Origin of the sequence: Mesorhizobium sp. M0208 (assembly GCF_040322015.1) — a bacterium.
GTDB lineage: Bacteria > Pseudomonadota > Alphaproteobacteria > Rhizobiales > Rhizobiaceae > Mesorhizobium.
In genome coordinates, this window is sequence record NZ_JAMYSP010000002.1 from 265,019 (window position 1) to 286,252 (window position 21,234).

21 protein-coding genes are annotated in these 21,234 nt (G+C 64.4%); 11 read left to right on the forward strand and 10 right to left on the reverse strand.

Annotation, left to right across the window (positions count from 1 at the left end; translation table 11 throughout):
- Positions 1 to 42 precede the first annotated feature (42 nt).
- Positions 43 to 2,322 (forward strand): NADP-dependent malic enzyme, encoded by a 2,280-nt coding sequence (locus NKJ17_RS03305; protein ID WP_352506930.1) that lies wholly within the window; start codon positions 43 to 45, stop codon positions 2,320 to 2,322.
- Between the two features lie 57 nt (positions 2,323 to 2,379).
- On the opposite strand, the gene NKJ17_RS03310 is transcribed toward NKJ17_RS03305, so the two are convergent.
- On the reverse strand, positions 2,380 to 3,372 hold the full coding sequence (locus NKJ17_RS03310) for an adenosine kinase (protein WP_352506999.1): 993 nt from the start codon (positions 3,370 to 3,372) through the stop codon (positions 2,380 to 2,382).
- Between the two features lie 208 nt (positions 3,373 to 3,580).
- Here NKJ17_RS03310 and NKJ17_RS03315 point away from each other — a divergent pair, with 208 nt between their 5' ends.
- Positions 3,581 to 4,471, forward strand: coding sequence for a DMT family transporter (locus NKJ17_RS03315; RefSeq protein ID WP_502896077.1), 891 nt, complete (start codon positions 3,581 to 3,583; stop codon positions 4,469 to 4,471).
- 83 nt (positions 4,472 to 4,554) lie between these two features.
- Positions 4,555 to 5,250, forward strand: coding sequence for a sulfate transporter family protein (locus NKJ17_RS03320; RefSeq protein WP_352506931.1), 696 nt, complete (start codon positions 4,555 to 4,557; stop codon positions 5,248 to 5,250).
- Here the strand turns inward: NKJ17_RS03320 and NKJ17_RS03325 are convergent.
- From NKJ17_RS03325 to NKJ17_RS03340, 4 genes are all read right to left on the reverse strand, one after another.
- On the reverse strand, positions 5,247 to 6,245 hold the full coding sequence (locus NKJ17_RS03325; RefSeq protein ID WP_352506933.1) for a proline racemase family protein: 999 nt from the start codon (positions 6,243 to 6,245) through the stop codon (positions 5,247 to 5,249). The two genes, NKJ17_RS03320 and NKJ17_RS03325, sit on opposite strands and share 4 nt — an antisense overlap.
- A gap of 14 nt (positions 6,246 to 6,259) precedes the next feature.
- Complete coding sequence (locus tag NKJ17_RS03330) at positions 6,260 to 7,063, reverse strand: isocitrate lyase/PEP mutase family protein (RefSeq protein WP_352506934.1); 804 nt, start codon at positions 7,061 to 7,063, stop codon at positions 6,260 to 6,262.
- A gap of 77 nt (positions 7,064 to 7,140) precedes the next feature.
- Positions 7,141 to 7,998 (reverse strand): hypothetical protein, encoded by an 858-nt coding sequence (locus NKJ17_RS03335; RefSeq protein WP_352506935.1) that lies wholly within the window; start codon positions 7,996 to 7,998, stop codon positions 7,141 to 7,143.
- Between the two features lie 75 nt (positions 7,999 to 8,073).
- A complete protein-coding gene (locus NKJ17_RS03340) occupies positions 8,074 to 8,484 on the reverse strand; it encodes an SRPBCC family protein (protein ID WP_352506936.1) in 411 nt (136 codons plus the stop codon).
- 81 nt (positions 8,485 to 8,565) lie between these two features.
- On the opposite strand from NKJ17_RS03340, the gene NKJ17_RS03345 reads away from it, so the two are divergent.
- Positions 8,566 to 9,150: a TetR/AcrR family transcriptional regulator gene (locus tag NKJ17_RS03345; RefSeq protein ID WP_352506937.1), complete on the forward strand. Its 585-nt coding sequence runs from the start codon at positions 8,566 to 8,568 to the stop codon at positions 9,148 to 9,150.
- 33 nt (positions 9,151 to 9,183) lie between these two features.
- On the opposite strand, the gene NKJ17_RS03350 is transcribed toward NKJ17_RS03345, so the two are convergent.
- The 3 genes from NKJ17_RS03350 to NKJ17_RS03360 all read right to left on the reverse strand — a co-directional run bounded on the left by NKJ17_RS03350 (position 9,184) and on the right by NKJ17_RS03360 (position 10,880).
- Entirely contained in the window at positions 9,184 to 9,840 is a 657-nt protein-coding gene (locus NKJ17_RS03350) for an HAD family hydrolase (RefSeq protein WP_352479875.1), read from the reverse strand.
- The gene (gene dut, locus NKJ17_RS03355) at positions 9,840 to 10,325 is read right to left on the reverse strand and encodes a dUTP diphosphatase (RefSeq protein ID WP_352506938.1); all 486 of its coding nucleotides are present in this window, start codon (positions 10,323 to 10,325) and stop codon (positions 9,840 to 9,842) included. The genes NKJ17_RS03350 and dut overlap by 1 nt, the downstream gene beginning before the upstream one ends.
- Before the next feature lie 84 nt (positions 10,326 to 10,409).
- Positions 10,410 to 10,880: an Lrp/AsnC family transcriptional regulator gene (locus NKJ17_RS03360; RefSeq protein WP_254816142.1), complete on the reverse strand. Its 471-nt coding sequence runs from the start codon at positions 10,878 to 10,880 to the stop codon at positions 10,410 to 10,412.
- A 115-nt stretch (positions 10,881 to 10,995) separates the two neighbouring features.
- On the opposite strand from NKJ17_RS03360, the gene NKJ17_RS03365 reads away from it, so the two are divergent.
- Positions 10,996 to 11,211 (forward strand): DUF6356 family protein, encoded by a 216-nt coding sequence (locus tag NKJ17_RS03365; protein ID WP_023717932.1) that lies wholly within the window; start codon positions 10,996 to 10,998, stop codon positions 11,209 to 11,211.
- 168 nt (positions 11,212 to 11,379) lie between these two features.
- Entirely contained in the window at positions 11,380 to 12,753 is a 1,374-nt protein-coding gene (locus NKJ17_RS03370; RefSeq protein ID WP_352507001.1) for an amidase, read from the forward strand.
- Here the strand turns inward: NKJ17_RS03370 and NKJ17_RS03375 are convergent.
- Complete coding sequence (locus NKJ17_RS03375) at positions 12,747 to 13,823, reverse strand: NAD(P)/FAD-dependent oxidoreductase (RefSeq protein WP_352506939.1); 1,077 nt, start codon at positions 13,821 to 13,823, stop codon at positions 12,747 to 12,749. The two genes, NKJ17_RS03370 and NKJ17_RS03375, sit on opposite strands and share 7 nt — an antisense overlap.
- A gap of 116 nt (positions 13,824 to 13,939) precedes the next feature.
- Here NKJ17_RS03375 and NKJ17_RS03380 point away from each other — a divergent pair, with 116 nt between their 5' ends.
- The 3 genes from NKJ17_RS03380 (at position 13,940) to NKJ17_RS03390 (ending at position 17,131) form a co-directional block, all read left to right on the forward strand.
- Entirely contained in the window at positions 13,940 to 14,530 is a 591-nt protein-coding gene (locus tag NKJ17_RS03380) for a TetR/AcrR family transcriptional regulator (protein WP_352506940.1), read from the forward strand.
- A 4-nt stretch (positions 14,531 to 14,534) separates the two neighbouring features.
- Entirely contained in the window at positions 14,535 to 15,452 is a 918-nt protein-coding gene (locus NKJ17_RS03385; RefSeq protein WP_352506941.1) for a haloalkane dehalogenase, read from the forward strand.
- Positions 15,453 to 15,538: 86 nt separating this feature from the next.
- Entirely contained in the window at positions 15,539 to 17,131 is a 1,593-nt protein-coding gene (locus tag NKJ17_RS03390) for a peptide chain release factor 3 (protein ID WP_352506942.1), read from the forward strand.
- Between the two features lie 170 nt (positions 17,132 to 17,301).
- On the opposite strand, the gene NKJ17_RS03395 is transcribed toward NKJ17_RS03390, so the two are convergent.
- Positions 17,302 to 17,775, reverse strand: coding sequence for a VOC family protein (locus NKJ17_RS03395; RefSeq protein ID WP_352506944.1), 474 nt, complete (start codon positions 17,773 to 17,775; stop codon positions 17,302 to 17,304).
- Positions 17,776 to 18,063: 288 nt separating this feature from the next.
- On the opposite strand from NKJ17_RS03395, the gene ilvD reads away from it, so the two are divergent.
- Together ilvD and NKJ17_RS03405 are read left to right on the forward strand one after the other, a co-directional pair.
- Complete coding sequence (gene ilvD, locus NKJ17_RS03400) at positions 18,064 to 19,908, forward strand: dihydroxy-acid dehydratase (protein WP_352506945.1); 1,845 nt, start codon at positions 18,064 to 18,066, stop codon at positions 19,906 to 19,908.
- 27 nt (positions 19,909 to 19,935) lie between these two features.
- Positions 19,936 to 21,210 (forward strand): amidohydrolase family protein, encoded by a 1,275-nt coding sequence (locus NKJ17_RS03405; protein WP_352506947.1) that lies wholly within the window; start codon positions 19,936 to 19,938, stop codon positions 21,208 to 21,210.
- Positions 21,211 to 21,234 lie beyond the last annotated feature (24 nt).

The following is a 21,234-nucleotide window of genomic DNA, read 5'->3' on the forward strand; positions in this document are numbered from 1 at the left end:
CCATCTCAAGCGGTGCCGTACGGGCGAGGAACCGAAAGCATCATGGCCAAGAAATCCGAAAGCAACGGGCCCTCCGTCAGCGCCCAGGAGGCATTGGAATTCCATGCCATGGGGCGGCCGGGCAAGCTGGAGATCGTCGCCACAAAACCGATGGCGACGCAGCGCGATCTCAGCCTCGCCTATTCGCCGGGCGTCGCCGTGCCGGTTCTCGCCATTGCCGAGGATCCGAGCCGCGCCTTCGACTATACGGTTCGCGGCAACATGGTCGCCGTCATCTCCAACGGTACCGCCATCCTTGGCCTCGGCAATCTCGGCGCGCTTGCTTCGAAGCCAGTGATGGAAGGCAAGGCGGTGCTGTTCAAGCGCTTCGCCGATGTCGATTCCATCGATCTCGAGGTCGACACCGAGGATGCCGACGAATTCATCAACTGCGTGCGTTTTCTCGGCCCCTCCTTCGGCGGCATCAACCTCGAGGACATCAAGGCGCCGGAGTGTTTCATCATCGAGCAGCGGCTGCGCGAGCTGATGGACATACCGGTCTTCCATGACGACCAGCACGGCACTGCCATCATTTCGGCCGCCGGCCTGATCAACGCGCTGGAAATCACCGGCCGCGACATGAAGACCACGAAAATGGTCTGCAACGGCGCCGGCGCTGCCGGCATCGCCTGCATCGAACTGATGAAGGCGATGGGCTTTGCGCCAGAAAATATCATCCTGTGCGACACCAAGGGCGTGGTCTTTCAGGGCCGCACCGAAGGCATGAACCAGTGGAAATCGGCGCACGCCGTGAAAACCGGTGCGCGCTCGCTGGCCGAAGCGCTGGACGGCGCCGACGTGTTCCTCGGCCTCTCGGCCAAGGGCACGCTGACCACCAGGATGGTGCAGTCGATGGCCAAGAACCCGATCATCTTCGCCATGGCCAATCCCGACCCCGAGATCACGCCGGAGGAGGTCGCCGAGATCCGCACCGACGCCATCATGGCGACGGGGCGGTCCGACTATCCCAACCAGGTCAACAACGTGCTTGGCTTCCCCTACATTTTCCGCGGCGCGCTCGATGTGCGGGCGACCACCATCAACGACGACATGAAGATCGCCGCGGCCAAAGCGCTCGCCGAACTGGCGCGCCAGGACGTGCCCGACGACGTCGCCGCCGCCTATCAGGGCATGCGGCCGAAATTCGGTCCAAACTACATCATCCCGGTGCCGTTCGATCCGCGCCTGATCTCGGCGATCCCGATCGCGGTCGCCAAGGCGGCGATGGACTCCGGCGTCGCCCGCAAGCCGATCCTCGATCTGGACCGCTACGCGCAGGAGCTTTCCGCCCGCCGCGACCCGATCGCATCGACGCTGCAGCGCATCTACGACCGGGTGCGCCGCCAGCCCAAGCGCATCGTCTTTGCCGAGGGCGAGGAGGAGCAGGTGATGCGCGCCGCCGTCTCCTATGTGAACCAGCGGCTCGGCACCGCCATCCTGCTCGGCCGCGACGACATCATCAAGGAAAACGCCAGGAACGCCGGCATCGACCTCGGCAAGCAAGGCATCGAGATCATCAATGCGCGGCTGTCGCGGCGCAACTCGGTCTACGCCGACTATCTCTACGAGCGCATGCAGCGCAAAGGCTTCCTGTTCCGCGACTGCCAGCGGCTGATCAACAACGATCGCAACCATTTCGCCGCCTGCATGGTGGCGCTGGGCGATGCCGACGGCATCGTCACCGGTGTCACCCGCAACTATTCGACGGCGCTCGATGACATCCGCCGCGTCATCGACGCAAGGCCCGGCCACTGCGTTATCGGCGTGTCGATCGTGCTGGCGCGGGGCCGCACCGTCCTCGTTGCCGACACCGCCGTGCACGACATGCCGAATGCTGAACAGATCGCCGACATCGCCGAGGAGGCCGCCGGCTTTGCCCGCCGCATGGGCTACGAGCCGAGGCTCGCCATGCTCGCTTATTCGACCTTCGGCCATCCGCAGGGCGAGCGCTCCGAGCGCGTCCAGGAAGCGGTGCGCATCCTCGACAAGCGCCGCGTCGATTTCGAGTATGACGGCGAAATGGCCGCCGACGTGGCGCTCAACGCCCGCGCCATGGCGCAGTACCCGTTCATCAGGCTGACCGGCCCGGCCAACGTGCTGGTGATGCCGGCTTTCCACTCGGCCTCGATCTCGACCAAGATGCTGCAGGAACTCGGCGGCTCTACCGTCATCGGCCCGCTGCTGGTCGGCCTGAACAAGCCGGTTCAGATCGTCTCGCTCAATGCCAAGGACTCAGACATCGTCAATATGGCGGCGATCGCGGCGTATAGCACCGGGGCTTGAGGAGCGCCTAGCGGCACCTCTTCCTTCTCCCTTGGGGGAGAAGGAAGAGGCGCCGCGCTACAGCAACCCCGCCTGTTCGGCCTCGCGGCGCAGATTCTGCCTTGGCCTTGGGCCGATCTGCTGGATGACCAGTCCGGCGGCCAGCGAGCCGAGGTCGCCGCACTGCTTCAGGCTGCGGCCTTGCGTGTAGCCATAGAGGAAACCGGCGGCATAGAGGTCGCCGGCGCCTGTCGTGTCGACCAGCTCGCGGATCCTGGTCGCCTCGATGGTGACGGTCTCGTCGCCGCGCACGATCACCGAGCCCTTTTCCGAGCGGGTGACGGCGGCGATCTTGCAATCCTTGCGGATCTGCGCCAGCGCCTCGTCGAAGGACGCGGTCTGGTAGAGCGACTTGATCTCGTGGCTGTTGGCAAAGACGATGTCGACGGTGCCGGAGCGCATCAGATCGAGGAACTCGTCGCGGTAGCGGTCGACGCAGAACGAGTCCGACAGGGTCATCGACACTTCGCGCCCGGCGGCGTGGGCGAGTTTCGCCGTCTGCCGGATCGCTTCCTTGGCGCGCGGCGGGTCCCACAGATAGCCCTCGAAATAGGTGACGGCGGCGCCCGACGCCTTGTCGGCCTCGACGTCCTCCGGGCCGAGCTCGACGCAAGCGCCGAGATAGGTGTTCATCGAGCGCTCGCCGTCCGGCGTGACGAAGATCATCGAGCGCGCCGTCGGCGGTTCGCCGTTGAGCGGCTTTGTGTCGAAGGCGACGCCCTGGGCATGGATGTCATGCGCGTAGATTTCGCCGAGCGCGTCGTTGGAGACCTTGCCGAAGAAGGCGGCGCGGCCGCCGAAGGAGGCAACGCCCGCCGCCGTGTTGCCGGCGCTGCCGCCCGAGGCTTCGATGGCCGGGCCCATGCGGCTGTAGAGCAGTTCGGCGCGCCTCGTGTCGATCAAATTCATCGCGCCTTTGATGATGCCGTTGGTCTCCAGGAACGCCTCGTCGCACTGGGCGATGATGTCGACGATGGCATTTCCGATACAAAGCACGTCATAATCCGGCATCAATTCATGTCTCCGCCAAAAGCCACCGGCTTTCTGCCACGCCGGGCGCGGGCGGGTCTAGCGGTTTGATGCGGCTTTGCCTAGCGGCGATCCGACGAATGTCAGCATAGCGACCATCGTTGGATGGCGGCCGAAGCATTTCCCGCGTGCCTGGCTTACAAGCATGGCTGAGATGAGCGATGCCCAGAGGTTCCAGCCGGCCATGTCCATGAAAACCGACACGAGGCTCGAGTTGGTGCTGCTCGTCGTATTGGCGCTGCTGTGGGGCGTATCCTACAGCTTCATCAAGATCGGCGTCGCGACGATCCCGCCGGTAACGCTGATCGCCGCGCGAACCCTGGTCGCGGGTGGCATCCTGTTCGCCTGGATCCGCTGGCGCGGGCTGGCCTTGCCGGGTGATGCCGCAAGCTGGCGCCGGTTTGCATTCCAGGCATGCCTCAACAGCGTCGTGCCGTTCACGCTGATCGCTTGGGCCGAGCGCTCGCTGGATGCCGGGCTGGCCACGATCCTGAATGCGACCTCGCCGATCTTCACCTTCTTGCTGACCGCCCTCATCACCCGCCATGAACCGGCGACCATGCGCAAGCTGTTCGGTGTCGCGGCGGGAATCGCCGGAATATGCCTCGTTGTCGGCGCCCCAGCGCTAGGCGGCCTCGGACAGCAAATATTGCCGCAACTTGCCGTGGTCGCGGCGACGATCTGCTACGCCGGCGCTGCCGTTTTCGGCCGCGGCTTCAGGGGGCTCGACCCGATGGTGCCGGCCGCCGGTTCGATGCTCTGCGGCGCCGCGATGCTGATCCCGTTGAGCCTTGCGTTCGACCGGCCATGGACCTTGGCGCCATCGACAGCTTCGGTCCTTGCGCTGCTCGGGCTTTCGGTGTTTTCGACCGCGCTGGCCTTCTCGATCTATTTCCGCCTCCTCCATTCGCTGGGCTCCGTCGGCACCACCTCGCAAGCCTATCTGCGGGTGCCGATCGGCGTTGCTATCGGAGCCGTGTTCCTTGGCGAAAGCCTTGGTCCGAGCGCGTGGTGGGGAATGGCCCTGGTCGTCGTCGGCGTGGCGGCGATGACCATTCCCCAGGCGAAGGTCGCGCGCTAGGAAGCCGCGCTTGCGACTTGGGCGGTCTCCGCCTATTCGGAGATATCAGCCACGGGCATGTTTGACATGGAATTGGAAACGCCGTGATCCTCGACGCCGCCCGCGCCGCCTTGAGCCGGCTGTTCTCGCCCGAATTCCGTTCCGTGTTCGTGAAGACACTGGGGCTGACCTTGCTGGCACTGGCGGCGCTGTGGTTCGGGATAAAGAGCCTGTTCGAATGGCTGGCCTGGCCGTGGATCGATGCATGGCTGCCCGCCCTTCCCTCCTGGGCCGGATGGCTGGGCGCCGTCGTCGCCGGCGTCGGCCTTGCGCTGGGGCTGGCGCTTTTTATCGCGCCGGTGACGGCGATCATCGCCGGCCTGTTCCTTGACGACGTCGCCGAAGTGGTCGAGCGCACCGACTATCCCAACGATCCGCCCGGCTGCGCCGTGCCGGCGCTGCGCTCGCTGGTGCTGGCGATCAGGTTCTTCGGCGTCGTCATCCTCGGCAACATCATCGCTCTGCTGCTTCTGCTGGTGCCGGGCATCAACATCGCCGCCTTCTTCATCGTCAACGGTTATCTGCTCGGGCGCGAGTTCTTCGAGTTCGCCACCATGCGCTTTCGCCCGGAGGCCGAGGCCAGGGCGCTGCGCAGAAAGCACGCGGTCACCGTATTCCTGGCCGGGCTGGTCGTCGCCGCTTTCCTGGCCGTGCCCCTGCTCAACCTTTTGACGCCGCTGTTCGCCGCCGCCATGATGGTGCATCTGCACAAGGCGATCTCGGCGCGGGAAGGGAGCTAGCGCAGCAGGAAACCCCTGCCCAGGTCATCATCGTCCTCGACGATGAATTCGGCCCGTCCTGAGTAATAGGCGCGGCCGCCGACCCGGGCGATGATGGCATCATGCGGCCCGGCTGTGGCCCTGCGTGCGACCGCGCCGGAAAAGCGCGAGCCGGCGATGCTCTCGAACAGCCGCGCCCGGCCAATCTCGATTTGCCCCTTGGCGTGCATGGCCGCCAGCCGCGCGGTGACGCCCGAGCCGGTCGGCGAACGGTCGACCTCGGCTTCGGCGAAAACGCAGATGTTTTTGGTCGGCGTATCGGAGAACGCATCCTGTCCGTCAGTCAGGATGGTGCCGTAGAGAAAGGCGAGATCGGCATGGTCGGGATGCGACAGCGGCAATTCGGCCTTGAGCTTATCGGTCAGCGCGGTCGCTGCATCGACGAAATCGCGCACCCGGTTCCTGCCGAATTCCAGCCCGAACTGGCGGCAGTCGGCGAGCGCATAGAAGGCGCCGCCATAGGCGATGTCAAAGCCGACCGGACCATAGCCCGGCAGCTCGATCCGCCGGTCGCGGGCGAACAGAAACGCCGGCACGCTTTCGAAGGACACCGCACCGGCCTTGCCATTCCTTACGTCCACAGAAGCCGAGATCAGCCCGCACGGCGCCTCGATGTTTACGGTCGTCAACGGCTCGCGTGGCGCCACCAGCCGCTCGTCGACGGCGTAGCGGCCGAGCGCGACGATGGCGTGGCCGCACATCGTCGAATAGCCCTCATTGTGCATAAACAGCACCGCGAGGTCGGCGCCCGGCAGGTCAGGCTCCACCAGCAGCGCGCCATACATGTCGTAATGGCCGCGCGGCTCGAACATCAGGATCTTTCTGAGATGATCGAGATGGTCGCGCACATAGGCACGCTTTTCGAGGATCGTGCCCTTGGGAATGTCGGGGTAGCCGCCGGTGACGATCCGCAGCGGCTCGCCGCCGGTGTGCATGTCGACGACGGTGAGGGTCATTCGCCGGGCCCGACCTAGGCTGAAGATTTGGCAAACAGCGCCTGCAGCTTGCCGAACGGCATGGCGGCGCGGGTGAAGCCGAAGGTGCCATCCTGCTGGATCTCGCGCGCCGCGGTCTCCAGCATGCCGAAGGCGAAATTGGTGAGCCATGGACCGAGCGAGACGCGCTTTACCCCCGCCGTGGCCAGGTCGGCGATGGTGAAGCCGGGCCTGGCCATGACGTTGACCGGCTTGGTCAGCGCCGAGCAGACGGTTCGCACCATCTCGATGTCGCCTAGCCCCGGTGCATAGAGCACGTCGGCGCCGGCCTTCTCGAAGGCCTGCAGCCGCTTGATCGTATCGTCAAGATCGGGCTTGCCCCACAGGAAATTCTCGGCCCGCGCGGTGAAGACGAAATCGCGTTTCAGTGCCCGTGCCGCTTCTGCCGCCGCCGCGACGCGCTCGACGGCATGCGCAAAATCATAGATCGGCTTGTCGGGCTCGCCGGTATGGTCCTCGATCGAGCAGCCGGCGAGGCCAGCCGCCTCGGCGGCGAAGATGGTCTCGCCGGCACTTGTTGCGCTGTCGCCCTTGCCCTTTTCGAGATCGGCCGAAACCGGCAGCCCGGTCGCCGCCGACACTTCACGGCAATGATGGATCATCGCCTCGAACGTCACCGCACCATCGGGCAGGCCGCGCGAAAAGGCAAAGCCGGCGCTGGTCGTGGCCAGCGCCTTGAAGCCGAACGAAGCCAAGAGCTTGGTCGTCCCGACGTCCCAGGAATTGGCCATGACGAAGATCGAGGCATGCAGGTCGCGAAAAATCTTACCCTTGTCCATGGATGCTCCCCTCCAGTGCAGAATGTGAGGCAAATTCTAGCCCGGCGGAAGGCGCCGGGCAAACAAATGCGGTTGGCTCAGAAGCGTTTGGCGTTGTCATCTGCCAATCGGTCCAGCGCATCGGAATCCTTGACGTAGCGCGAAGCATTTTTGTTCCAATGATAGGTGACGGAAATGTCGCGCGAAGACGCCTCTGGCGGCGGCTGGCCGTCGCAGCTTTCTTCTCCCGGTAGCGTCGCGTCGGTCACTGTGACCTTGATGGCTGCATAAGGCTGGCCGTCGGCGACCACCTGGAACGCCGCATTCTGTGTCCTCCTATGAGTGCAGAGGTTTTCGTCGAACGTATAGATCATGTCGATCAGCTCGAACCTGTCGTTGCGGACCATGATCAGCGGCGTGATCCCATAGCCCTGGCTCGAATTGAAATGCATGCTCATGCTGATGATAGCGTCGTCACCAGGCCCGATCGCCAGCTTGCCCGGATCGCGAAGATAGGTGATGCGGTCGACGGCGACATTGACCGCGTCGAGCAGCGCCGGCTTGCCGGTGATGTCATAGAGTGCCAGCACGGCATAGCCCTCGGCGCTGTCAGGCGAGTCGCCAAGGTCGAACAGCATGGCCAGCCGCTCCTTGCCGCCGGCCTTGATGCCGAGCACGCCGGCGTTGGAAAGACCCGACGTCGCCGGCGGGGAGCCGCCGTAGTCCGGACCAGCGATGTGGCGCATCTCGATCGGCGTCGAACCCCGGAAAAAGCCGTCCTTGTCCGCGGCCAGATCGGGAATGACCATCCTGGCGAGGTCGAGATAGGTGACATCGCCGTGGCCGGGGACAGCGCTGCCGAGCTCCGGGAAACTGACGGCCTCGGCGCTGGCCGTCGTCCAAAGACAAGGCAGCAGCAGGCAGGCAAGGATGAAACGAACCAGCGAGAAGGCCATGCGCGCGCTCGTTATGTCGGGCGCGCGCAAGCTAGAGCATTTTGCGGCCAAGAGGAAACACCTGGCGTTACCCCGCTATGTTGGTTTGGCTTCGGTCGCCAGGGTCTGCTGGAAAACAGGCACCAGCTGATCCATGGCGGCTGCGAGCCACGCGCCGAGTTCGTCCGGCAGAGTGTCATGGATCCAGACCAGGCGGCTCCGGCCCTCACCCTCGGCAAAGACCTGCATGGAGGTGTTATCATGGGCGACCTCATCGCCGAGCCATCCCCACACGATGCGCCGGCTCTGCTCGTCGCGGGCGATGAGCCGCTCTCGCACAATCTTGCCGTCGGCGAAAGTAAGGGCCCGTACGTCGTCCTCATCCACCCTGCAGTCGACGAAAACGCCTGGGGCTATCCGTTGGGCGCCGCCGGCGAAGTCGCCGACCGTCGCCCATACGCTTTCCGGTGAAGCATCTACGATGATTTCCCTGACTATCGAAGCCATGTTCGCATTTCCTTCATTAGTAGGTAGACCTGTCTGTCTACATGTGGATGTATACAGACCTGTCTGCTATACAGTCAAGGCATGTCCGCAGCCCGAATCAACAATCGTCCCGAAAGTCTTGCGCGCCGTCGCATCCTCGATACGGCGACCGCGCTGTTTTCTCTGGAGGGGGTGCGCGCAGTCGGCATCGACCGCATCATCGCCGAGGCCGGCGTTGCCAAGGCGACGTTCTATCATCACTTCGCGGCCAAGGACGATCTGGTCCGCGCCTATATCGAGGAGCTCAGCAAGGGAGGACGGGCGGCAATCGCGAAGCTTGGGCGGCGGCCACCTCGGCAGATGATCCTTGCGATATTCGATCTCATCGCCGATGCGGCAGATCAGCCGGGCTACCGCGGCTGCCCGTTTCAGAATGCCGCCGCTGAATATCCGGATCCCAGCAGCCCGGTTCGCCAGGCGATCGATCAGCATCGTCACTGGAAGTGGGGTATCCTCAGGGATCTGCTGATCGCGGACGCAAATCCCGATCCGGACCGCACAGCGGACGCGCTAACGGTGGCGGCCGACGGCCTCCTTGTCGTCAGTCATCTCGACAGGCCGGCCAAGCTGCGCAGCCTCATACGCGACACGGTCGACCGAGTACTTGGAGCCCCACGCCCGGTCTGAGACCGGATGCGCATGCAGCTTACGCAAAGGCGATCAGTGGATCGGCACCAGCCCGGCCAGTTCACGCATGTCGTCGAACAGGATGCCGCCAGCTTCGATCAGTCCATCGCGGTCGGAAAGCGGGTCGCCGTGGTAGGAATAGACGCGCATGCCGGCGGCGATGCCGGCTGTCGTCCCGGCGACGCTGTCCTCAATGACGATGCAGTCGGCGGGCGCGAAGCCCATCGTCGCTGCCGCATGCAGGAAGAGGTCGGGGAACGGCTTGCCGCGCGAGACCATGGTCGAGCTGAACAGCGCATGCTCGAACAGCGGCAGCAGCCCGGTCTGGCCGAGTGTGATGTGCATTTTCGATACCCGTGCCGACGAGGCGACGCAGGTGGCGATGCCGGCGGCGTGCACGGTTTCGATGAACTCGCGAACGTAGGGGATGGCCTCGACGCCATGTGCGAACAGGTCCGGCAGGCCGGCGTTCCAGCGCTCGACAAAATCGGCGCCAAGACTGACGCCGGTCGCCTCGACTTCCTTCTGCACCGAGACCATGCTGCGGCCGGAGAAATTCTTGCGGCAATATTCGAAGCTGGCCGGGAAGCCTGCCGCGGTCAACCATTCGGCGAGGCGCCGATTGGCCAGGTTCTCGGTATCGACCAGAACCCCGTCGCAATCGAAGATGACGAGTTTGGGTATTTTCATCAAGCGGTGCCGGTCGATCCGAAGCCGCCCGAGCCGCGCGCCGTGCCGCCGGCCAATGTGCGCTCCTCGACGGTCGCCTGCGTTACCGGGGCGAAGACGATCTGGGCGATCCGCATGCCGCGCGTCACGGCGAAATCCTCGTCGCCGAGATTGATCAGCAGCACCTTGACCTCGCCGCGATAGTCGCTGTCGATGGTGCCCGGCGTGTTGAGGCAGGTGAGCCCGTGCTTGACGGCGAGGCCCGAACGCGGCCGGACCTGGCCTTCGACGCCCTCCGGAATTTCCAGGACCAGCCCGGTCGGCACCAGCGCGCGCTTTCCGGGCAGGATCAAAAGCGGCCTGTCGTCGGGGACGGCGGCGCGCAGGTCCATGCCGGCGGCGCCCGAGCTCTCATAGGCGGGAAGCGGCAAGCCCTCGCCATGCGGCAGCCTGACGAAACCGACAGCCGGACCGATGACGGAGGTAGGATAAGGTGCTGCGCGCATAAGGCTGATCCTATCGTCGCGAACGCCGGTTCAGTCAACTCGGCGGCAATGCTATCAACGGCTTTCTTTCAGCGCAGTTCCGCCTCAGCGCAGTTCCATCGGAACGACCGTGGTCTCCTTGATCTCCTCCATGACGAAAGAGGCCGAAACGTCCGACAGCGCCACCTTGGCGATCAGCCGCTGGTAGAGCCGGTCATAGGCCTTCACATCGGCGACGCGGGCGCGCAGCACATAGTCGAGATCGCCGGACATGCGGTAGGCGCCGGTGATCTCGGCAAAGCCGGTCACCGCCGCCCGGAATCTTTGCAGCCAGTCGGGATCGTGGTTCGAGGTGCGGATCAGGATGAACACCGAAAGCCCGAGTCCGAGCTTGTCGGCGTCGACCAGTGCCACCCGACCGGTAATGACGCCGTCTTCCTCCAGCCGCTTGACCCGGCGCCAGCAGGCATTGCGCGACAGCGATATTCTTGCCGAGAGCTGGTCGACGGACAGCGTGCCGTCGCGTTGCAGCTCGGCCAGCAATCTCCGGTCTATTTCGTCGATTTCCGCCATCATGCGGGATGTTTGTCCCAAAATTTGGCTTTAGACAAGGACAATTTGAGACCGATGACCCTGATAGCCGTGGCAGGATATTCATCGCTGGCTCTTCATGCCGGCAGGAGGGATCGACATGACAGCACGGCTCGCAAGACTTTTCACCTCTCACCCGGCCGCGGTCGGCGAGAGCTATTTCGGCCATATGGCTTTCGCCGCATGGTTCTCGTCGCGATTGTTCATGGCGGCCTTTGCCGCGCTCATTCATGCTTTCTTGCCGTTTCTGTTCGAGACCACGGCAAGCGGCATCATCCGTGAGCTCTACGAACGGACGCATAACAGGGGACGGTAAGCCGTAGAGGTGCCGATCGCGGGAGGCCGCGGTACAGCGCCCCCTCAACAAATCCCGGCAGCGCAATCCGATCAAGCGCCGCCGTCGTCAAAATGCCGAGCCAGGCTTGAAGCCGCGCCGCAATCCACCATTTTGAGGAGCGCGACGCGATAGCCCGGAGCGGTCATGATGGATATCGTCTTTTCCTCGACCACCAAACTGGCCGCGGCCATCCGCGACCGTACGGTTTCCGCAATAGAAGTGCTGGACGAGCATCTGGCGCAGATCGACAGGCACAATGAGGCGGCCAATGCCGTCGTCACGCTCGACAGGGAGGAGGCTCGCGCTCGAGCGAAGAAAGCCGACGAAGCGCAGGCGCGCGGCGAGGCACTTGGGCCGCTGCATGGCCTGCCGTTCACACTGAAGGACACGCACGAAACCGCTGGCATGAGAACCACCGTCGGCTTCCCGGCCTTCGCCGACTATGCCCCGAGGGCAGACAGTTCGGTCGTTGCCCGGCTAAAGGCGGCAGGCGGCATACTGGTGGGCAAGACGAACGTGGCGACAATGCTCGGTGACTGGCAGTCGAGCAATCCGCCATTCGGCCGCACCGGCAATCCCTGGGATCTCCAGCGCACCGCCGGCGGCTCCAGTGGCGGTGCGGCGGCGGCGCTCAGCACCGGAATGACGCCGTTCGAGGTCGGCACCGACATGCAGGATTCGATCCGGCTGCCGGCCGCCTTTTGTGGCGTCTACGGCCTCAAGCCGACCGAGCACCGCGTCTCGCTCGCCGGCGCCTTCCCCGATCCAGGCGGGGCGCCGCGCAGCGTGCGGCTGATGTCCTGCCTCGGACCGCTGGCGCGCAGCGTCGAGGACCTGGCGCTCATCTACGGCCTCATTGCCGGGCCGGATGGAAGCGATACCGACCTTGCGCCGGTCCCGGTCGAAACCATGCCTGAGCTGGACCTCAAAAATTTGCGCATTGCCGTCGCGCCGTCCTTTCCGGGCTTTCCAGTGGCCGGCGAGATCAGCGCGGCGGTCGAAAGTCTGGCAAAAGAGCTTCAGGCTGCGGGCGCCATCGTCGAGGAAGCCGAATTGCCGGAGCTCGACCTGCACGACGACCTGAAGCAGGGCGGCGTCCTGATCGGCATGATGCTGGAGGCGGCGCAGCCCGAACCACCGGAGAAGCCGACGCCGGTCTCGCGCTGGTTCGAGGCGCTCGCCCGCCGCGACCGCTCCATCCTGGCATGGGAACGGTTCTTCGACGGTTGCGACGCCTTGCTGTGCCCGGTGGCCATGGTCACCGCCTTCCCGCATTGCGAGCCGGGAACGCCGATCGAGGTCGACGGCGAGAAGCAAAGCTACTGGATGCTGCCGGCCTATGGCGCGGTGTTCAACTACAGCGGCCATCCGGCACTGTCGCTGCCCTGCGGACAGGATCGCGACGGCCTGCCCATCGGACTACAGCTTGTTGGCAAACGCTGGTCGGAGTCGCGCCTGCTCGGGATCGCCAGGGCCATCGAGCCGCTGGCCGGCGGCTTTCGCCGCCCACCCGGTTATTGAGTAAACCGCGCCAGTCCGTAGGGATCAAGCAGCGGATCGCGCTCGCCGTCGAGGATTTCGCGGGCGGCGAACAGGCCGACGGCCGGCGCCAGCGTGATGCCGGAATGCATAACGGCGACGTAGACGCCGCCCGTGCCTTCGGCGCGGCCTATGATGGGAAAGCCATCGACCGGCGTCGGCCGGTAGCCAATGGTGTGGAAATCGAGTTCCAGCCCATCCGCGCCGCGCAGCATCGCCTTCATCGCTGCAAACAGGTCGCGGGCGGTGGCCGCGGCATCCATGCCGGGATCGGCGCCGCCGAAATCCGAGCCGGCGATGACGCGGCCTCCCGCTGTCTGGCGCATATGCAGGCGGTCGCCGATCACCAGCCCGTTGAGCAGCTTTTCGTAGGGGCGCGAATGCACGATCAGGCCGGGCGGCGTTTCGATCGGGAGTTCTATCCCGGCTGTTGCCGCTAGTGCCGGAGAGCCGGCTCCGGCCGCGATCACCACCTCGTCGGCAGTAATCGGCCCGCCGGATGTATCGACGCCGGCAATCCTGCCGTTGGCCTGCACAAGCGCGGTCGCGGTAACTCCCGTCAGCAGCCGCGCGTCGCGCCGTTCGGCGTCGGCCAGCAGTGCTTGCGTGGCGGCGACCGGCTCGGCGACACCTTCCTTGGCGACATAAAGGGCGAAGTCGGGAAGTTCGGCCAGATTGGGCTCGATGCGGGCCGCTCCGGCACGGTCGACACGCTCGATGCCGTAGCCCCATAGGGAATGTTCGGCGGCATAGGCTTCCAGTTCGGCCGCGGGCAGGTCCCAGCACAGGCCACCGCACCATTGCAACGGGATGCCCGGCACCTCGTTCGCCAATCGCGTCCATTCGGCCATCGATCGAGTCCGTAGCCGGAAGTAAGGCTGCGGATTACCCCAACTGGCATTGATCCAGGCAAAGGAATTCGGCGTCGCGACGCCGCCGGCACCGCTGCCGGCAATGACCGTCACCTTTGCTCCGGCCCTGGTCAGGTGCCAGGCGATGGAGGCGCCGATGATGCCGGCGCCGATGACGATGACTTGTTTCGCCGCTGCCATGCTTCACTCCTCGTTCCAACGCCACCACTGCGATGCCATTGCCCGTGGGTTCTGCCAAGAGCGCGCGGTATAAAACATGCTTCTTGACTTTAATACGTACGTACGTATTATACGGCATGGCTAGACATTCACTTCGCGAAAAACTTCTCGACGCCGGTTTCAAGACCATCTGGAGTTCCGGCTATTCGGCCGCCGGCGTACGCGACATCGTCGCCGCGGCCGATGCCCGCCCGGGGTCCTTCACCAATCATTTTGCATCCAAGGAGGCGTTCACCGGCGAGGTGCTGGACCGCTATTTCGCCTATGTGAGCGGTTTGGTGGAGCAGGCCCTTGCCCGGGACGGCACGCCCCCGGTCGGGCGCTTGCGCCGCTATCTCGAAATCATCACGTCGAAGCTGGAGGCGCATGATTGGGCACGGGGCTGCATGATCGGCAATCTCAGCCTCGAGACGGCGGCTCACAGTGAGGCGCTGAGGCTGCAACTCGTCGCCATTTTCGAACGCTGGCGCAAGCCGTTCGCCGAATGCATCACCGAAGGCCAGGCGGCCGGCGATATCACCGACGCATTCGATGCCGAGGACCTCGCCGATTTCCTTTTGAGTTCCTGGCAAGGTGCGATGCTGCGCATGAAGGTGGAGCGCAGTCCCGAACCGGTCGAGCGTTTCAAGAATATCGTCTTCAAAACAGTCTTCGCAAAAAGGAGCTGATCCGATGAACCCGAAACTCGAAAAGCGCAGAATGTTGCCGCGCTCGCAAGTCGCGGTACTCGATTCCACCATTTCCTATATCGAGGCAGGCACGGCTGGCCCGACAGTACTCTTCCTGCACGGCAACCCGACGTCGTCCTACATCTGGCGCGACATCATCCCGCATGTAGCGCCGTTCGGCCGCTGCATAGCGCCCGACCTGATCGGCTATGGCCAATCCGGCAAGCCGGACATCGACTATCGCTTCTTCGACCACGTCCGGTATCTCGACGCTTTCATCGAGACGCTTGGCATCACCGACATGGTGGTCGTCGCGCAGGACTGGGGTACCGCCCTTGCCTTCCATCTCGCCGCCCGGCGGCCGCAGCGGATCCTCGGCCTCGCCTTCATTGAATTCATCCGGCCCTTCGAGAGCTGGGACGATTTCCACCAGCGTCCGCAGGCGCGCGAATTGTTCAAGGCAATGCGCACGCCTGGCATCGGTGAGAAGCTTGTTCTGGAAGACAATGTTTTCGTCGAAAAGGTGCTGCCGGCCTCGGTTCTGCGCACGATGAGCGATGCTGAAATGGCAGCTTATCGGGCGCCGTTCCCGACACCGCGATCGCGCGAGCCGATCCTGAGGCTGCCGCGCGACCTGCCGATCGAAGGCCAGCCCGCCGACGTCGCCGCCATCAGTGAGAACGACCATCGGGCGCTCCGGGCTTCCTCCTACCCGAAGCTGCTTTTCTCAGGCGATCCGGGCGCCCTCGTCTCGCCGCAGGCGGCACGGGAATTCGCGGTGGGCCTGAAGAACTGCCGGTTGATCGATCTCGGACCCGGCGCGCATTATCTGCAGGAGGACCATGCCGACAGGATCGGTACCGCCATTGCCGAGTGGATTCCCGAGATAGCCTTCGAGAGCCATGCCGCCGAACCGGCGTGAAGCCGGGAGCGTGGCCACTCCGCCGGAGAGGTCGACAGCTCTGCACTCCGCTGCTAGAAGCCCGGCCTCACACGGAAATCCTGAAAATGTCCGAAACGATTACAGATGCGGTATCGCGCCGCCGCACTTTCGCGATCATTGCTCACCCCGACGCCGGCAAGACAACGCTCACCGAAAAGCTGCTTTTGTTTGGCGGCGCGATCCAGCTTGCTGGCGAGGTCAAGGCCAAGAAGGACCGCATCCAGACCCGGTCCGACTGGATGAAGATCGAACGCGAGCGCGGCATTTCGGTGGTCACCTCGGTGATGACCTTCGAATATGAGGACACCGTCTTCAACCTGCTCGACACGCCCGGCCACGAGGATTTCGCCGACGATACTTATCGCACGCTGTCGGCGGTCGACAGCGCGGTCATGGTCATCGACGCCGCCAAGGGTATCGAGCCGCGCACGCTGAAACTGTTCGAGGTCTGCCGGTTGCGGGACATCCCGATCATCACCTTCGTCAACAAGATGGACCGAGAAAGCCGCGACCCGTTCGACATCCTCGACGAGATCGAGCAGAAGCTGGCGCTTGATACCGCACCGATCACCTGGCCGATCGGCCGCGGCAAGACCTTTTCCGGGACCTACCATCTGGCACTGAATGCTGTGCGCAAGGGCGACGCCGAAAAGGAGCGCACGCCGGTCAACGGTCCCGATTCCAACCGCGTCGCCGGCCTGCTGCCGGAGAACGAGCGCGAGGCTTTCATCGAGGAGCTGGAGCTGGCGCGCGAGGCCTGCCGCCCGCTCGATCTGGAAGCCTTTCGCGAAGGCCATCTGACACCGGTCTATTTCGGCTCGGCGCTGCGCAATTACGGCGTGCGCGACCTGATCGAGGCGCTCGGCGCCTATGGGCCGCCGCCGCGCGCGCAGGAGGCCGACACGCGCAAGGTCGAGGCAACCGAGGACAAGATGACCTCCTTCGTCTTCAAGATCCAGGCCAATATGGACCCCAACCACCGCGACCGTATTGCTTTCGTCCGTGTCTGCTCCGGCAAGCTCGAGCGCGGCATGAAGGCCAAGCTGGTGCGCACGGGAAAGCCGATGAGCCTGTCGGCGCCGCAATTCTTCTTCGCCCGCACCCGCGTCACGGCCGACGAGGCGTTCGCCGGCGATGTCGTCGGCATCCCCAACCACGGCACGCTGCGCATCGGTGACACGCTGACCGAGGGCGAGGAGATCCTGTTTCGCGGCGTGCCGAATTTCGCGCCGGAAATCCTGCGCCGCGTCCGCCTCGGCGACGCGATGAAGGCCAAGAAGCTCAAGGAGGCGCTGCACCAGATGGCCGAAGAAGGCGTCGTGCAATTGTTCTCGCCGGAGGACGGCTCGCCGGCCATCGTCGGCGTCGTCGGCGCCCTGCAGCTCGATGTCCTGAAAGAGCGGCTGAACTTCGAATACACACTGCCGGTCGATTTCGAGATGTCGCGCTTTTCGGTCTGCCGCTGGATCTCGGCCGACGACAAGGCCGAGCTCCAGCGCTTCATCGAGGCGCATCGCGGCGACATTGCCCGCGATCTCGACAACGATCCGGTGTTCCTCGCCCAGCACGCCTTCTCGCTCAACTACGAGGCTGAACGCTGGAAGGCGATCCGCTTTGCCGCGGTGAAGGATTATCAAGTCCGCGACAAAGCGGCTTGATGCGGCCCCTTCCCTTCTCCCCTTGGGGGAGAAGGTGTCGCCGAAGGCGACGGATGAGGGGTGTTCCAGGAAACACCAACGTCTCATTCCGTCCAACATCCCTCAACCGTCTCGGCGCTTCGCGCCGATCCACCTTCTCCCACAGGGGGGGAAGGCAAGACCGCGTTCGTTCACCCCCTGGCTGCCTCTTCGATCTTGGCGATGTCGATCTTGCTCATCTGCATCATCGCCTGCATCACGCGGCCGGCCTTTTCCCTGTCGGGGTCCAGCAGCAGCTTGGGCAACTGCTCGGGAACGACCTGCCAGGAGAGGCCGAACTTGTCCTTCAGCCAGCTGCACTGGCTGGGCTCGCCACCGCCCGCGATGAGCCTGTCCCAAAAATAGTCGACCTCGTCCTGCGTCTTGCAGTCGATGGAGAGCGAGACTGCCTGGGTGAACTTGAATTGCGGCCCGCCGTTGAGCGCCTGGAACTGAACGCCGTCGAGCTCGAATGAGACCATCAGCACCTTGCCCTCATTATCGCCGCTGCCCTTGGGCCAGCGCATCACGCTCAGCACCTTCGAATTCTTGAAGATGGAGATGTAATGGTTCATGGCCTCCTCGGCCTGGTCGTCGAACCACAGGCAGGGGGTGATCTTTTGCATTCTCTTGCTCCTCGGACTGGTTTTGGCTTTGTTTTCACTCACAAAACGGCCGGCTGGCGATTGATGCCCGGCCCGCCGTCTGCCCAAGGACGCTCGAGCAAAACCCGATCCGACAGCACCTCTGACTTTTTTACGGTCTGGACCGGCTGCGTCTTTGGCTGGCGCTCGTTCCGCGCCCTGGCGCAGCGCAAAATTGTGGCCAGACCAGAGCTTGGCGTCTATAAGGCCTGCGGCTCAATTCCGGTTTTCCGCGCCTGTGCGGCGCGAACAGACAGCAAGGACAGTTCAATGCCCGCCTACCGTTCCCGCACCACCACCCATGGCCGCAACATGGCCGGCGCCCGCGGCCTGTGGCGCGCCACCGGGATGAAGGATTCGGATTTCGGCAAGCCGATCATCGCCGTGGTCAACTCCTTCACCCAGTTCGTGCCCGGCCATGTCCATCTGAAGGACCTAGGCCAGCTGGTTGCCCGCGAGATCGAAAAGGCCGGCGGCGTCGCCAAGGAATTCAACACCATAGCCGTCGACGACGGCATCGCCATGGGCCATGACGGCATGCTGTATTCGCTGCCGTCGCGAGAATTGATCGCCGACTCGGTCGAATACATGGTCAACGCGCATTGCGCCGACGCCATGGTCTGCATCTCGAATTGCGACAAGATCACGCCGGGCATGCTGATGGCGTCGCTGCGCCTCAACATCCCGACCGTCTTCGTCTCCGGCGGACCGATGGAGGCCGGCAAGGTGGTGCTCGCCGGCAAGAGCCAGGCGCTTGACCTGGTCGACGCCATGGTCGCGGCCGCTGACGACAAGGTATCCGACGAGGACGTCAAGATCATCGAGCGATCGGCCTGTCCGACCTGCGGCTCGTGCTCGGGCATGTTCACCGCCAATTCGATGAACTGCCTGACCGAGGCGCTCGGCCTGTCGCTGCCCGGCAACGGCTCGACGCTGGCGACGCATGCCGACCGCAAGCGGCTGTTCGTCGAGGCCGGCCATCTGATCGTCGATCTCGCCCAACGCTATTACGAGCAGGACGACGACACCGCGCTACCGCGCGGCATCGCGTCGAAGGGCGCTTTCGAGAACGCCATGACGCTCGATATCGCCATGGGCGGCTCGACCAACACCGTGCTGCACATCCTCGCCGCGGCACATGAGGGCGAGGTCGACTTCACAATGGAGGACATCGACCGGCTGTCGCGGCGGGTGCCGGTGCTGTGCAAGGTGGCGCCGGCCAAGGCCGACGTCCACATGGAGGACGTCCACCGCGCCGGCGGCATCATGGCGATCCTCGGCCAGTTGGATAGCGCCGGGCTGATCAACCGCGACTTGCCGACGGTGCACACCGCAAGCCTCGGCGAAGCGCTCGATCATTGGGATATCTCCCGCACGTCAAGCCAGAATGTCCGCGACTTCTTTCTGGCGGCACCTGGCGGCGTGCCGACGCAGGTCGCCTTCAGCCAGGACCGCCGCTGGGACGAGCTCGATCTCGACCGCGAGACGGGCGTCATCCGCTCGGCCGAACATCCTTTCTCAAGGGATGGCGGCCTTGCCGTGCTGAAAGGCAATCTCGCGCTCGACGGTTGCATCGTGAAGACGGCCGGGGTCGATGAATCGATCCTGAAATTCACCGGTCCGGCAAGAGTGTTCGAAAGCCAGGACGCCAGCGTCAAGGCGATCCTGTCGAACGAGATCAACGCCGGCGATGTCGTCGTTATCCGTTATGAAGGCCCGCGCGGCGGCCCCGGCATGCAGGAAATGCTCTATCCGACCAGCTATCTCAAATCGAAGGGCCTCGGCAAAGCCTGCGCACTGATCACCGACGGTCGTTTTTCCGGCGGCACCTCCGGCCTGTCGATCGGCCACGTCTCGCCGGAAGCGGCTGAAGGCGGTCTGATCGGGCTGGTCAGGGAAGGCGACACGATCGAGATCGACATCCCCAACCGCACCATCAGGCTTGCCGTCGACGACGCCGAACTCACCGGCCGTCGTGCGGCGATGGAGGCCAGGGGACCAACTGCCTGGAAGCCCGAGGAAAAGCGCAAGCGCAAGGTGACGACGGCCTTGCGCGCCTATGCGGCGATGGCGACAAGTGCCGCCAAGGGGGCGGTGCGGTACGTGCCGGAATAGGCATACTCTTCAAAGGGGTAACGATAGATGGATTTCGACCTTGTGGTGCGCGGCGGCACGCTGCCCGACGGCAGGATCGCCGATATCGGCATCGTCGGCGAAACGATCGCAGCGATAGAGCCCGAGCTGAACGTCAGCGCCGGCACGGCGATCGATGCCCGTGGCAATCTGGTCTCGCCGCCCTTCGTCGATCCGCATTTCCATATGGATGCCACGCTTTCGCTCGGCATTCCCCGCATCAATGTCTCGGGCACGCTGCTCGAAGGCATCTCGCTTTGGGGCGAGCTGAAGCCGCTTCTGACCCACGAGGCGGTGCGCGACCGTGCGCTTGCCTATTGCGACTGGGCGGTGTCGATGGGCCTGCTCGCGATCCGAACCCATGTCGATGTTTGCGACGACCGCCTGCTGGCGGTCGAAGCGCTGCTCGACGTGAAGAAGACCGTTGCGCCGTATATCGACCTGCAATTGGTCGCCTTCCCGCAGGACGGCTTCTATCGCTCGCCGACGGCGCGCAGCAACACCATCCGGGCGCTCGACATAGGCGTCGATGTCGTCGGCGGCATTCCGCATTTCGAGCGCACCATGGCCGACGGCACGCGCTCCGTCACCGAGCTCTGCGAGATCGCGGCCGAGCGCGGCCTGATGGTCGACCTGCATTGCGACGAGACCGACGATCCGCTGTCGCGCCACATCGAGCAGCTTGCCTATGAGACGCAGCGGCTTGGATTGCAGGGCAGAGTGGCCGGCTCGCACCTAACATCGATGCATTCGATGGATAATTACTACGTCTCGAAACTGTTGCCGCTGATTGCCGAGGCCGGCGTTTCGGCGATCCCCAATCCGCTGATCAACATCATGCTGCAGGGCCGCCACGACACCTTTCCCAAGCGCCGCGGGCTGACGCGGGTCAAGGAGATGCTGGCGCACGGCATCCGCGTCGGCTGGGGCCAGGATTGCGTGCTCGACCCCTGGTATTCGCTGGGCACCGCAGACATGCTCGACGTCGCCTTCATGGGCCTGCATGTCGCCCAGATGTCGAGCCCGGCAGAGATGGCGCGCTGCTTCGACATGGTCACCAACGTCAATGCCGCCATCATGGGCCTCGACCACCTTGGCCTGGCGGTCGGCAAGCGCGCCAGCCTGGTCGTTCTCGATGCCGGCAACCCGGTCGAGGCGCTGCGGCTGCGCCCAGAGCGTCTCTGCGTCATTGCCAGGGGCAAGGTGGTGGCCGAGCGCAGCCGGCAGGACACGCGGCTTTCGATCGCCGGAAGGCCGGGCACGGTGAACCGGCGCCACGCTTAAAGCGCGTCGCGCTCGACCGGCCTC

Coding starts and splice junctions, on each gene's coding strand:
- NKJ17_RS03305 (WP_352506930.1), top strand. CDS start 43: ATGGCCAAGAAATCCGAAAGCAACGGGCCCTCCGTCAGCGCCCAGGAG.
- NKJ17_RS03310 (WP_352506999.1), bottom strand. CDS start 3,372: ATGCCGGATTATGACGTGCTTTGTATCGGAAATGCCATCGTCGACATC.
- NKJ17_RS03315 (WP_502896077.1), top strand. CDS start 3,581: ATGAAAACCGACACGAGGCTCGAGTTGGTGCTGCTCGTCGTATTGGCG.
- NKJ17_RS03325 (WP_352506933.1), bottom strand. CDS start 6,245: ATGACCCTCACCGTCGTCGACATGCACACCGGCGGCGAGCCGCTGCGG.
- NKJ17_RS03330 (WP_352506934.1), bottom strand. CDS start 7,063: ATGGACAAGGGTAAGATTTTTCGCGACCTGCATGCCTCGATCTTCGTC.
- NKJ17_RS03335 (WP_352506935.1), bottom strand. CDS start 7,998: ATGGCCTTCTCGCTGGTTCGTTTCATCCTTGCCTGCCTGCTGCTGCCT.
- NKJ17_RS03340 (WP_352506936.1), bottom strand. CDS start 8,484: ATGGCTTCGATAGTCAGGGAAATCATCGTAGATGCTTCACCGGAAAGC.
- NKJ17_RS03345 (WP_352506937.1), top strand. CDS start 8,566: ATGTCCGCAGCCCGAATCAACAATCGTCCCGAAAGTCTTGCGCGCCGT.
- NKJ17_RS03350 (WP_352479875.1), bottom strand. CDS start 9,840: ATGAAAATACCCAAACTCGTCATCTTCGATTGCGACGGGGTTCTGGTC.
- dut (WP_352506938.1), bottom strand. CDS start 10,325: ATGCGCGCAGCACCTTATCCTACCTCCGTCATCGGTCCGGCTGTCGGT.
- NKJ17_RS03360 (WP_254816142.1), bottom strand. CDS start 10,880: ATGATGGCGGAAATCGACGAAATAGACCGGAGATTGCTGGCCGAGCTG.
- NKJ17_RS03365 (WP_023717932.1), top strand. CDS start 10,996: ATGACAGCACGGCTCGCAAGACTTTTCACCTCTCACCCGGCCGCGGTC.
- NKJ17_RS03370 (WP_352507001.1), top strand. CDS start 11,380: ATGGATATCGTCTTTTCCTCGACCACCAAACTGGCCGCGGCCATCCGC.
- NKJ17_RS03375 (WP_352506939.1), bottom strand. CDS start 13,823: ATGGCAGCGGCGAAACAAGTCATCGTCATCGGCGCCGGCATCATCGGC.
- NKJ17_RS03380 (WP_352506940.1), top strand. CDS start 13,940: ATGGCTAGACATTCACTTCGCGAAAAACTTCTCGACGCCGGTTTCAAG.
- NKJ17_RS03385 (WP_352506941.1), top strand. CDS start 14,535: ATGAACCCGAAACTCGAAAAGCGCAGAATGTTGCCGCGCTCGCAAGTC.
- NKJ17_RS03390 (WP_352506942.1), top strand. CDS start 15,539: ATGTCCGAAACGATTACAGATGCGGTATCGCGCCGCCGCACTTTCGCG.
- NKJ17_RS03395 (WP_352506944.1), bottom strand. CDS start 17,775: ATGCAAAAGATCACCCCCTGCCTGTGGTTCGACGACCAGGCCGAGGAG.
- ilvD (WP_352506945.1), top strand. CDS start 18,064: ATGCCCGCCTACCGTTCCCGCACCACCACCCATGGCCGCAACATGGCC.
- NKJ17_RS03405 (WP_352506947.1), top strand. CDS start 19,936: ATGGATTTCGACCTTGTGGTGCGCGGCGGCACGCTGCCCGACGGCAGG.